The 11,763-nt window shown below is 62.4% G+C and carries 11 protein-coding genes; 10 read left to right on the plus strand and 1 reads right to left on the minus strand.

All coding sequences use genetic code 11. From position 1 onward, the window contains the following. The first annotated feature begins 50 nt into the window (after positions 1–50). From QM600_RS27390 to tpiA, 10 genes are all read left to right on the plus strand, one after another. Positions 51–1,313: a bifunctional 3,4-dihydroxy-2-butanone-4-phosphate synthase/GTP cyclohydrolase II gene (locus QM600_RS27390; RefSeq protein ID WP_283264911.1), complete on the plus strand. Its 1,263-nt coding sequence runs from the start codon at positions 51–53 to the stop codon at positions 1,311–1,313. After that, positions 1,310–1,807, plus strand: a complete 498-nt coding sequence (ribH, locus tag QM600_RS27395) for a 6,7-dimethyl-8-ribityllumazine synthase (protein ID WP_283264912.1) — start codon at positions 1,310–1,312, stop codon at positions 1,805–1,807. Before QM600_RS27390 ends, ribH begins: the two co-directional genes overlap by 4 nt. Continuing rightward, positions 1,804–2,271: a PH domain-containing protein gene (locus QM600_RS27400; protein WP_283264913.1), complete on the plus strand. Its 468-nt coding sequence runs from the start codon at positions 1,804–1,806 to the stop codon at positions 2,269–2,271. The genes ribH and QM600_RS27400 overlap by 4 nt, the downstream gene beginning before the upstream one ends. 76 nt (positions 2,272–2,347) lie before the next feature. After that, complete coding sequence (gene uvrC, locus QM600_RS27405) at positions 2,348–4,525, plus strand: excinuclease ABC subunit UvrC (RefSeq protein WP_283264914.1); 2,178 nt, start codon at positions 2,348–2,350, stop codon at positions 4,523–4,525. Further along, the gene (rapZ, locus tag QM600_RS27410; RefSeq protein ID WP_283264915.1) at positions 4,522–5,421 is read left to right on the plus strand and encodes an RNase adapter RapZ; all 900 of its coding nucleotides are present in this window, start codon (positions 4,522–4,524) and stop codon (positions 5,419–5,421) included. Before uvrC ends, rapZ begins: the two co-directional genes overlap by 4 nt. Continuing rightward, positions 5,418–6,473, plus strand: coding sequence for a gluconeogenesis factor YvcK family protein (locus QM600_RS27415; protein WP_283264916.1), 1,056 nt, complete (start codon positions 5,418–5,420; stop codon positions 6,471–6,473). Before rapZ ends, QM600_RS27415 begins: the two co-directional genes overlap by 4 nt. Beyond that, a complete protein-coding gene (whiA, locus tag QM600_RS27420) occupies positions 6,464–7,447 on the plus strand; it encodes a DNA-binding protein WhiA (protein ID WP_283264917.1) in 984 nt (327 codons plus the stop codon). The genes QM600_RS27415 and whiA overlap by 10 nt, the downstream gene beginning before the upstream one ends. A 169-nt stretch (positions 7,448–7,616) precedes the next feature. Continuing rightward, the gene (gene gap / locus QM600_RS27425) at positions 7,617–8,636 is read left to right on the plus strand and encodes a type I glyceraldehyde-3-phosphate dehydrogenase (protein ID WP_094272793.1); all 1,020 of its coding nucleotides are present in this window, start codon (positions 7,617–7,619) and stop codon (positions 8,634–8,636) included. A 17-nt stretch (positions 8,637–8,653) separates the two neighbouring features. Next, positions 8,654–9,865 (plus strand): phosphoglycerate kinase, encoded by a 1,212-nt coding sequence (locus QM600_RS27430; RefSeq protein WP_283264918.1) that lies wholly within the window; start codon positions 8,654–8,656, stop codon positions 9,863–9,865. Between the two features lie 6 nt (positions 9,866–9,871). Continuing rightward, entirely contained in the window at positions 9,872–10,660 is a 789-nt protein-coding gene (gene tpiA, locus QM600_RS27435; RefSeq protein ID WP_283264919.1) for a triose-phosphate isomerase, read from the plus strand. Positions 10,661–10,753: 93 nt separating this feature from the next. Here tpiA and QM600_RS27440 read toward each other — a convergent pair whose 3' ends face one another. Beyond that, positions 10,754–11,545 carry a tyrosine-protein phosphatase gene (locus QM600_RS27440; RefSeq protein WP_283264920.1) on the minus strand — a complete coding sequence of 264 codons (792 nt, stop codon included), beginning with the start codon at positions 11,543–11,545 and terminating at the stop codon, positions 10,754–10,756. Between the last annotated feature and the right edge of the window lie 218 nt (positions 11,546–11,763).

The following is an 11,763-nucleotide window of genomic DNA, read 5'->3' on the forward strand; positions in this document are numbered from 1 at the left end:
ACTCGTTGTATTCGATGATGTGAAAAGTCAAGACTTTGGAGTGCGAGCACGTGACAAGGTTCGACAGTATCGAGCGCGCAGTAGCTGATATCGCTGCAGGTAAAGCTGTTGTCGTTGTGGACGACGAGGATCGCGAGAACGAGGGCGACCTCATCTTCGCCGCCGAGAAAGCCACCCCGGAACTGGTGGCATTCATGGTTCGCTACACGTCCGGTTACCTGTGTGTTCCGCTGGACGGCGAGGATTGCGACCGTCTGGGCCTCCCCCCGATGTACGCCACCAACCAAGACAAGCACGGCACCGCCTACACGGTGACCGTCGACGCTCGCGAAGGCATCGGTACCGGCATCTCGGCGTCCGATCGCGCAGCGACCATGCGACTTCTGGCTGACCCGGAGTCTGGCGCCAACGATTTCACTCGTCCCGGACACGTCGTTCCGCTTCGCGCCAAGGAAGGCGGAGTTCTCCGTCGCCCCGGGCACACCGAAGCTGCTGTAGACCTGGCACGCATGGCCGACCTCCGCCCCGCCGGCGTCATCTGCGAAATCGTCAGTCAGAAGGACGAAGGCGCGATGGCTCAGACGGACGAGCTGCGAGTTTTCGCCGACGAGCACAACCTGGCACTCATCTCGATCGCCGACCTCATTTCATGGCGTCGTAAGCACGAGAAGCACGTCGTCCGGATTGCCCAGGCTCGCATTCCTACGCGTCACGGTGAATTCACCGCTGTCGGCTACACCAGCATTTACGACGAGGTCGAACACGTTGCGTTGGTGCGCGGCGATCTCGCTGGCCCCGACGGCGACGGCAGCGACGTACTGGTTCGCGTGCACTCCGAGTGCCTGACTGGCGACGTCTTCGGTTCGTTGCGCTGCGATTGTGGTCCTCAGCTCGACGCGGCTCTGGACATGGTGGCGCAGGAAGGCCGCGGCGTCGTTCTGTACATGCGTGGCCACGAGGGCCGCGGAATCGGTCTGATGCACAAGCTGCAGGCGTACCAGTTGCAGGACGCCGGATCCGACACCGTCGACGCCAACCTCGAACTCGGCCTGCCGGCTGATGCTCGTGACTACGGCATCGGCGCGCAGATCCTCGTCGACCTGGGTATCTCCTCGATGCGTCTGCTCACCAACAACCCGGCTAAGCGCGTCGGCCTGGACGGCTACGGCCTGCAGATCACGGACCGTGTACCGATGCCGTTGCGTGCAAACGCGGAGAACCTCACGTACCTGCGCACGAAGCGTGACCGGATGGGCCACGACCTGATCGGTCTCGACGAGTACGAGGCTAGCCAGAAGGACGGTGCGGTGTGAGCGGCGAAGGACAGCCGACGCTCGCCATCTCGGAGGCCAAGGACCTCAAGTTGGCAATTGTCGCCGGCCAGTGGCATCCGACCATCTCCGAGGCTTTGATCGCGGGTGCTCAGCGGGTGGCTGCGCAGGCTCAGATCAAGGACGTGACTCTGGTTCGTGTTGCCGGCGCCGTCGAATTGCCCGTCGTCGCACAGGCTTTGGCGCGGACGCACGACGCCGTCGTTGCGCTGGGTGTTGTTATTCGCGGTGGCACACCGCACTTCGAATACGTCTGTGACGCCGTTACTGCCGGTTTGACGCGGGTATCGCTCGACGAGAGCACGCCCGTCGGCAACGGTGTTCTGACCACCGATACCGAACAGCAAGCCCTTGATCGGTCCGGTTTGCCCGGTAGTGTCGAGGACAAGGGTGCGCAGGCTTGCGCCGCCGCTCTCGACACAGCAGTCACACTGCGCCATCTACGACAGCCATGGACCGAGGATTCGTTTCGATGAGTACACCTGACGACAACTGGGAACTTGTCGCAAAGTCGCACAAGTCGGCGCGGTACGCGATCGGAATCGCAGTTCTCCTGGTCATCGTTCACGTCGGTCTGGCACTGTCGTTGCACCATGGAGAGACTGGCGTGTACTTCCGTGCCGCCGATCAGATCGCGATGGCCACCATCGGATGCGCGCTGGCCGGCGGTGTGTTTTTGCTCACCAGACCTCGTGTGCGAGTAGGCAAGCGAGGCGTCGCGGTGCGCAACATTCTGGGCGAGAAGATTGTCGACTGGGATCTGTTCGAAGGATTGTCCTTCCCCGACGGCGCAGCCTGGGCTCGCGTCGAATTGCCCGACGACGAGTACATGCCGGTGATGGCGATCCAATCCAACGACGGTGAGCGCGCCGTCGACGCGGTAGTGAAGTTCCGCGAAATCGCCGAGCGATACGCGCCCGCCGCGAACAGGAACAACTGACGTACGCCACGACCGATTCGGGGTACACAGCAGTGTGCTTTCCGAATCGGTCGGTGGCGACGGCTAACGTGGAACTGTGCCGGATCCTTCGACTTACCGCCCCGCTACCGGAACTATTCCGGCGGCGCCTGGAGTGTACAAATTTCGTGATCCGCATGGTCGGGTCATCTATGTGGGCAAGGCCAAGAGCCTCCGCTCGCGTCTGAACTCGTACTTCGCGGACGTCACCACACTTCATCCGCGGACTCGGCAGATGGTGACCACCGCCGGCAGCGTCGAGTGGACGGTTGTCAGTACCGAAGTCGAAGCGCTGCAGCTCGAATACAACTGGATCAAGGAATTCGATCCGCGGTTCAACGTCCGCTATCGAGACGACAAAACGTATCCGGTTCTCGCTGTCACTCTCAATGAAGAGTTCCCGCGGTTGTTCGTCTACCGCGGTCCCCGGCGCAAAGGTGTCCGGTATTTCGGCCCGTATTCACACGCCTGGGCGATCCGGGAAACACTCGACCTGCTGCTGCGCGTCTTTCCGGCCCGGACGTGTTCCACCGGAGTGTTCAAGCGCCACAATCAGATCGGCCGGCCCTGCTTGCTCGGATACATCGACAAATGCTCGGCGCCGTGTGTCGGACGCGTCAGTCCCGAGGAACACCGTCAGATCGTCGAGGACTTCTGCGATTTCTTGGCCGGCCGCACCGACAAGTTGGTCCGAGACCTCGAGAAGAAGATGCAGCAGGCATCCGCGGAACTCGATTTCGAGACTGCAGCACGTTTGCGTGACGACATCGGGGCCTTGCGTAAGGCGCTCGAGAAGCAGGCCGTGGTTCTCGGCGACGGTACCGACGCCGACCTGGTCGCGTTTGCGACCGACGACCTCGAGGCGGCGGTTCAGGTCTTCCATGTGCGCGGCGGACGTGTGCGCGGTCAACGCGGATGGGTCGTGGAGAAGGCGGGTGACGCTATCGACTGGGCGGCGCTCGATGCCGAGTCCGACCTCCCGATCCTGGTCGAGCAGTTCCTGACCCAGTTCTACGGCGAGCAGGCTGCACTCGAACCCGGTGCTGATCCCGAGGTCCGGCTCAGTGCGGTACCGAAAGAGGTGCTCGTCCCGGTTCTTCCGCCCAACGCCGCCGAGCTCCAGACGTGGCTCAGCGGGCTGAGAGGTTCGCAAGTGCAATTGCGGGTTCCGCAGCGCGGCGACAAGAAGGATCTTGCCGAGACCGTCCAGCGCAACGCGAAAGAAGCTCTGGCGCAACACAAACTCAAGCGTGCGGGCGACTTTACGTCCCGTTCGGCAGCGTTGCAGGGAATCCAGGAAGCCCTCGATCTGGATTCTGCGCCCCTGCGCATCGAGTGTGTCGACATCAGCCACGTGCAGGGAACTGATGTGGTCGCGTCGCTCGTCGTCTTCGAAGACGGCCTGCCCCGCAAATCCGACTACCGGCACTACGCGATTCGTGAAGCTGCCGGCGACGGTCATTCCGACGACGTCGCCAGCATCGCCGAGATCACGCGTCGGCGTTTCCTGCGGCACAACCGCGACCTGGGGATTCTGGCGAATTCCGCCGCCGGTATGGACGCTGACGGCGGCGATCTCGCTCCCGAAGCAGCGCTCGACCCACAAACAGGCCGGCCACGGCGCTTCGCCTATCCACCCAATCTTTTTGTCGTTGACGGCGGCTCACCTCAGGTAAACGCAGCTTCGGCGGTCCTCGAGGAACTCGGCGTCACGGACGTCGCAGTTGTCGGCCTGGCCAAACGACTCGAAGAAGTCTGGGTGCCGGGCGAGGAAGATCCCGTGATCTTGCCGCGCACCAGTGAATCGCTGTACCTGCTGCAGCGGATCCGCGACGAAGCACACCGCTTTGCCATCACCTTCCACCGGAGTAAGCGTTCACGGCGGATGACGGCGTCGGTGCTCGACGCTGTGAAGGGGTTAGGGGAGACGCGGCGTACAGCACTGGTGACACATTTCGGATCCGTCGCGAATCTGAAGACGGCCACCGTCGAGGAGATCATGGAGGTCCCCGGAATCGGCGCAAGCACCGCACGCGCGGTCCTCGACGCATTGGGTTCCGATTCCACGACCCCCGATTCCACACCGACAGACTCTGAAGCCGTCGCACAGTCCGGCTCGGTAGGGGATGATAAACAGGCCGTAGAGTTCGTAATGTCGGATCAGTCGGTCCGGCAGGTACCGGATTCTGCGTCGAGCGAATCATCCAGGCCGACGACAGGGCAGAGTGCCGAGTGATCACAGACAGCGCAAACGACAGTCGGACCATGGACGTTCTTCTGGTGACCGGCCTTTCGGGCGCCGGGCTCAGTACGGCGGCCAAGGTGCTCGAGGATCTCGGCTGGTATGTCGCGGACAACCTACCGCCGGAATTGATTTCGCGGATGGTCGGACTGAGCCTCACGTCGGATCCGCCAGTTGATCGCCTCGCAGTTGTACTCGACGTGCGTAGCCGACTTTTCACCGGAGATCTGGGTTCGGTTCTGACCCAGTTGGAAGCCGAACCGATTCACACCCGCGTCCTGTATCTGGAGGCGTCGGACGACGTCTTGATCCGGAGGTTCGAGCACGTTCGTCGTAGTCACCCCCTACAGAACGAGAGCATCGACGGCACCCTGTCCGAGGGCATTGCTGCAGAGCGTCGGCAGTTGGCTGTGGTCAAGGCTGCGGCTGATCTGGTGATCGACACGTCATCGCTCAAAGCACATCAGTTGAGGCAGAAGATCGAGACGGCTTTCGGTAACGCCGGCAATCGAACCATGCAGGTCACGGTTGAGTCGTTCGGGTTCAAATACGGCTTACCGGTCGACGTGAATTTGGTGTGCGACGTTCGTTTTCTGCCGAATCCGCATTGGATTCCGGAACTTCGTGATCACACGGGCCAAGATGCCGACGTCCGCGACTATGTCCTCTCACAGGACGGCGCTGAGGACTACCTCGATACCTACTTGCATCTGCTCGAGCTGACGATTGCCGGATATCGTCGAGAAGGAAAGCGCTACATGACAATTGCTGTGGGTTGCACCGGTGGAAAGCACCGAAGCGTGGCTATGACCGAAGCTCTTGCCCGCAAGTTGGGGCGTGAAGACGACCTCGCGGTCAGCATCGTGCACCGAGATCTGGGCCGCGAATGACCGAATCTGTTGCGCAGAATCGCAGCGAACCGGCGGTAGTTGCACTCGGCGGCGGGCATGGATTGTTTGCGACGCTTCAAGCTGTCCGCAGGCTTACCTCCGACGTGACGGCCGTGGTCACTGTTGCCGACGACGGCGGATCCTCGGGCCGATTACGAGCCGAGTTGGGCGTGATTCCTCCGGGCGATCTCCGGATGGCGCTCGCAGCGTTGGCTGCCGACGAACCCGAGGTCAGAGACTGGACTCGTACCATTCAGCACCGCTTCGGCGGTGTGGGCGCGCTTGCCGGTCACTCGGTGGGCAACTTGATTCTCGCTGGTCTGACCGAGGTGCTCGGGGATCCTGTCCTCGCCCTCGACGAGATGGCGAGGCTGTTGCGTGTGCGCGGGCGCGTACTTCCGATGTCTCCGATCGCGCTCGAGATCGAAGCCGACGTCCAAGGTTTGGAGGAGGATCCGCGCGTCAGCCGGTGTATCCGTGGTCAGGTGGCCGTTGCGACCACTCCGGGCAAAGTACGACGCGTGCGCCTGTTGCCGGCGAGTCCGCCCGCCAGCCCCGACGCTGTGGCCGCTATCGGGAAAGCGGACCTGGTGGTGCTCGGTCCGGGTTCGTGGTTCTCGAGTGTCATTCCGCACGTGCTTGTCCCCGAACTGGTGGAAGCTCTCTCGACTACAGCAGCGCGGAAAGTGCTCGTGCTCAACCTCGCGCCCGAACCGGGGGAGACTGCCGGATTCTCCGCAGAGCGTCACCTGCACGTACTCTCCCAGCATGTGCCCGATTTCCGGGTCGACTATGTGGTGGTCGATTCTGCATCGGTTCCGGCGGGCCGCGAGCGTGAACATTTGGCTCGCGCAGCCAATCAATTCCATGCGGAGGTCGTTTACGCCGAAGTCGCAGACCCCGCAGCCGGGTCAGCGCACGTACACGATCCGGTGCGGCTCGCGGAGGTCCTGGCCGAACTGGCCGGGCGCGCAGGCAAATTCGACTCCCCGAACGGGGAGTCCACAGACCATTCAGCAGCAGAACAGAGGGAGAACACTTCGTGGCAATGACAGCGGAGGTCAAGGACGAACTGAGCCGGTTAGTGGTGACTCAGGTCAGCTGCCGCAAGGCTGAGGTCTCCGCACTGCTCCGATTTGCCGGTGGGCTCCACATTGTCGGTGGGCGCGTCGTCGTGGAGGCGGAGGTCGATCTGGGTTCCACTGCGCGTCGGCTTCGCCGTGAGATTTTCGACTTGTTCACCTACAACGCCGAAGTTCACGTGCTCAGCGCCGGTGGTCTGCGGAAGTCCGCCCGCTACATCGTGCGCGTCGCCAAAGAAGGTGAGGCACTCGCACGTCAGACGGGACTCCTCGATCTGCGGGGACGGCCCGTCCGTGGACTGCCCGCCCAGGTTGTGGGCGGAAGCGTCGGCGATGCCGAAGCAGCGTGGCGCGGTGCGTTCCTCGCCCACGGTTCCCTCACTGAACCCGGCCGTTCCTCGGCGCTCGAGGTCAGTTGCCCCGGACCCGAAGCCGCACTTGCTCTGGTCGGTGCAGCGCGTCGCCTCGGAATCTCCGCGAAGGCCCGCGAAGTGCGCGGAACCGATCGCGTCGTCATCCGTGACGGCGAGGCCATCGGCGACCTCCTCACGAGGATGGGCGCCCAGGACACCCGCCTGGTGTGGGAAGAGCGTCGGATGCGCCGCGAGGTGCGTGCCACAGCCAACCGTCTTGCCAACTTCGACGACGCAAACCTGCGACGCTCCGCCAGAGCTGCAGTAGCTGCCGCCGCACGCGTCGAGCGGGCTCTGGAAATCCTCGGTGAGGATGTTCCTGATCATCTGGCCGCTGCGGGCGCACTGCGCGTCGAACATCGGCAGGCGTCACTCGAAGAGTTGGGTCAGCTGGCAGATCCGCCGATGACGAAGGATGCCGTCGCCGGACGGATCCGCAGGTTGCTGTCGATGGCCGACAGAAAAGCCAAGGAGACGGGTATCCCCGATACCGAATCCGCGGTTAACTCCGACCTGCTCGAAGAGGGCTGACCAGCCCGTCACCTGCCCCTCTTCAGGGTGGGCTGCGCGCGCTCGAGGCGCGCGCATTAGGGTAAGAGTCACATCGACCGATGAACCCCACGTCCGTGTCGTGCACACACGAGCTCGGATCATGCGTGGGTCAAGTTGCACACCAGAATGATCCTCTAAGGAGCGAATTGTGACTGTCCGGGTTGGCGTTAACGGTTTCGGCCGTATCGGACGTAACTTCTTCAGGGCGGTGGATGCGCAGAAGGCGCTGGGCACCACTGATATCGAGATCGTCGCGGTCAATGACCTCACCGACAATGCGACTCTCGCTCACCTGCTCAAGTACGACTCGATCCTCGGCCGTTTGCCGTACGACGTTTCGCTCGACGGCGACGACACCATTGTCGTCGGCGATCAGCGCATCAAGGCACTCGCGCACCGCGGCCCCTTGAACGAGCTTCCTTGGGGCGAGTTGGGCGTCGACGTCGTCGTCGAGTCCACGGGCATCTTCACTGACGCTGCCAAGGCCAAGGGTCACCTCGAAGCCGGCGCGAAGAAGGTCATCATCTCGGCTCCGGCCAAGGGTGAAGACATCACCATCGTGATGGGCGTCAACGACGACAAGTACGACGGCAGCCAGAACATCATCTCCAACGCGTCGTGCACCACCAACTGCCTCGGCCCCATCGCCAAGGTTCTCGATGACGAGTTCGGCATCGTCAAGGGTCTGATGACCACGATCCACGCGTACACGCAGGATCAGAACCTCCAGGATGCTCCGCACAGCGACCTCCGTCGCGCCCGCGCAGCTGCCCTGAACATCGTCCCCACCGGCACCGGTGCAGCCAAGGCAATCGGCCTGGTTCTCCCGCAGCTCCTGGGCAAGCTCGACGGCTACGCACTGCGCGTACCGATCCCCACGGGTTCGGTCACCGACCTCACCGCACAGCTGCGCAAGCCGGCTACCGCCGACGAGATCAACGCTGCGATGAAGGCTGCAGCCGAGGGCCCCCTCAAGGGCATCCTCAAGTACACGGATGCTCCGATCGTCTCCTCGGACATCGTCACCGACCCGCACTCGTCGATCTTCGACTCGGGTCTGACGAAGGTCATCGACGACCAGGTCAAGATCGTTTCCTGGTACGACAACGAGTGGGGCTACTCCAACCGTCTGGCCGACCTCATCGGCCTCGTCGCCAAGTCACTCTGAGCGGAGTTTCGATAACAGTGACAGTTCAGACGCTGAAGGATCTGCTGGACGCTGGGGTCGAGGGGCGCACCGTATTGGTGCGTTCCGACCTCAACGTCCCGTTGGATGGCGGAGAAATCACGGATCCGGGTCGCATCGTTGCATCCGCTCCCACCCTGCGAGCACTTGCCGAGGCCGGCGCGAAGGTCATCGTGACCGCGCACCTCGGACGGCCCGACGGTCAGCCCGACCCCAAGTTCTCGCTCGCACCCGTAGCCGCCAAGCTGGCCGAGATCCTCGGTCGCAACGTGCAGCTCGCCGGTGACGTTGTGGGACAGGACGCTTTGGCTCGTTCGGAGGGACTCACCGACGGTGACGTTCTGATGCTCGAGAACATTCGTTTCGATCCGCGTGAAACCAGCAAGGACGAGGCCGAGCGCGTCAAGCTCGCGAAGGCTTTGGTCGAGTTGGTCGGCGACGACGGCGCATTCGTATCCGACGGCTTCGGTGTTGTTCACCGCAAGCAGGCTTCGGTCTTCGACGTCGCGAAGCTGCTTCCGCACTACGCGGGCTACCTGGTGGGTGCCGAGGTCGAGGTACTTGCCAAGCTCACGCAGGAAGCGGAGCGTCCGTATGCGGTTGTGCTGGGCGGATCCAAGGTTTCGGACAAGCTCGCTGTCATCGAGGCGCTCGCGCCCAAGGTCGACACTCTGGTGATCGGCGGCGGAATGTTCTACACGTTCCTCGCGGCTCAGGGTCTGTCCGTGGGCAATTCGCTCTGCGAAGAATCCATGATCGACACCTGCAAGGACCTCCTGGACCGGTACGCGGACGTCATCCACATCCCTCAGGATGTTGTTGTCGCGGACTCCTTCTCGGCTGATGCCGAGTCGAAGGTCGTGCCGTTCAACGAGATTCCCGACGGTTGGATGGGGCTCGATATCGGACCCGAGTCGGTCAAGCGCTTCGCGGCGATCCTGACCGGGGCCAAGACGGTGTTCTGGAACGGGCCGATGGGCGTGTTCGAGTTCCCGAAGTTCGAGGCCGGCACCCGTGGTGTCGCCGAGGCCATCGTGGAAGCAACCAGCAAGGGTGCGTTCAGCGTTGTCGGCGGTGGCGATTCAGCTGCGGCTGTTCGTCAGCTCGGCATCCCGGACGAAGGCTTCTCGCACATTTCCACCGGCGGCGGCGCTTCCCTCGAATACCTCGAGGGCAAAGAGCTTCCCGGCATCGCAGTACTGGAAGGCTGATCCGACATGGCACGTAAGCCGTTGATCGCCGGCAACTGGAAGATGAATCTGAATCACCTCGAGGCTATCGCCCTGGTGCAGAAGATCGCTTTTGCCTTGCCTGCAAAGTATTTCGACAAGGTCGACGTGACGGTTATCCCGCCGTTCACCGACATCCGTAGCATTCAGACGCTGGTCGACGGTGACAAGCTTCTGCTCACCTACGGAGCGCAGGATGTCTCGGCTCAGGACAGCGGCGCATTCACCGGCGAGATCAGCGGTTCCATGCTGGCCAAGCTCGGATGCACGTACGTCGTGGTCGGACACTCGGAGCGCCGAACCCTGCATGGTGAGACCAACGAGTTGGTCCTCGCCAAGGCAAAGGCTGCGCTCAAGAACGGCATCACGCCGATCGTGTGCATCGGGGAAGGCCTCGAGATCCGCGAAGCAGGCGATCACGTCGCTTACAACGTGGAACAGCTCAAGGGTTCCTTGGCAGGTTTGAGCGCGGAGGAGATCTCCAAGATCGTCATCGCGTACGAGCCTGTCTGGGCCATCGGCACGGGTCGTGTCGCTTCGGCTGCGGATGCTCAGGAAGTGTGCGCGGCGGTTCGTGCAACGCTCGTCGAGCTTGCCGACGCCGACGTCGCTGCAGGCGTTCGCGTCCTGTACGGCGGTAGCGTCAGCTCCAAGAACGTCGGAGAGATCGTCGGCCAAGCTGACGTCGACGGCGCTCTTGTCGGCGGTGCTTCGCTCAAGGCAGACGAGTTCGCCACGCTGTCTGCAATTGCAGCCGGTGGGCCACTGCCTAGCTAGTGCTGCCGAACTAGATGCTCTCTAGCTAGTGTGATTGTCAAAGACGGTGGGCGCGTGACCATTTCGGTTACGCGCCCACCGTGTTTTGTATGCTCAGCCGATCAGCTTCGTTTCGAGCGCTCCGATGGTGGCGGTCGTGAGTCCGAGACCGGAGTACAGGTAATTCTCGATAGACGCGTAATCGGCTTCGACTTGCTCGAACGCCGCACCCAGGTAACTTTCGTCGACAGTGAGCATCACACGAACCACGTCGGCGCGTCCCGCCACCGCAAACTGTGCGATGCGGTCGGCAGTCTCGTCAACGTACGCGCTCGAGTAGGTGTTGGTCAGCAGGTAATCGTCGAGAATGGTCTCGTGCGGCACACCTGCCATCGTCTGCAGCAGCGCCGCTGCCCATCCGGTGCGGTCCTTGCCGGCGGTGCAATGGAACAACTGCGGCCCCGGTGTAGTGGCGAGAGCGGTGAGCAACCGTGAGAATCCGGCGCGGGTGGCATCGTCGGTGACAAAAGTACGGTTCAGGAGTCGCATGAAATCCTGTGCGGCATCGATGGTTCGGATAGACACAGCGGTTTCTTGAATAGTTCCCGGCAGGATCGGGATGTGGGTGTATGTCGCGGCGGCCGGCATCGTGTCCGGGGTTTTCGTAGCCTCCGCTTCGGAACGCACGTCGTAGACGGCGGTCAGTCCGAGCGACTCGACGACTGCCATATCTGCGGGTGTAGGGGTGAGTACGTTGGCCCGATAGAAGACACCACGCCGCATGGTACTTCCACTCGCTGTCGAGTATCCGTGTCCGGCGACGTCACGGAAGTTGTGAATGGACTCGAGGCGAGGAGTGCTGGTGCCGCCTTCGGATGTTGTCGGAGTGGTGGTGTTGGGGAGCATTAAATGAAGCCTTTCAGAGATAAGAACGCGTCAACTCGAAACTAGCGGGCGCTGAACCTTGCGCGGTGTTCGGTACCGCCGAACGAGATCTTCGATCCTGGTGTGGACGCACTCACAGTGTGGAAACATGTCCGAGACGGGTACGTGGTCGGGTTAGCTGCGTGCGCCTGTATGGTGTTATCGGTTGTAGTTGTCCCTATTGGATTGGTGGACGTAGA

The organism is Rhodococcus sp. IEGM 1379 (assembly GCF_030056815.1).
Classification (GTDB): domain Bacteria; phylum Actinomycetota; class Actinomycetes; order Mycobacteriales; family Mycobacteriaceae; genus Rhodococcus_F.

What these genes read in the sequence shown, in the direction of transcription:
- QM600_RS27400 (WP_283264913.1), top strand. Translation starts at nt 1,804, where the DNA reads ATGAGTACACCTGACGACAACTGGGAACTTGTCGCAAAGTCGCACAAG.
- QM600_RS27415 (WP_283264916.1), top strand. Translation starts at nt 5,418, where the DNA reads ATGACCGAATCTGTTGCGCAGAATCGCAGCGAACCGGCGGTAGTTGCA.
- QM600_RS27440 (WP_283264920.1), bottom strand. Translation starts at nt 11,545, where the DNA reads ATGCTCCCCAACACCACCACTCCGACAACATCCGAAGGCGGCACCAGC.
- tpiA (WP_283264919.1), top strand. Translation starts at nt 9,872, where the DNA reads ATGGCACGTAAGCCGTTGATCGCCGGCAACTGGAAGATGAATCTGAAT.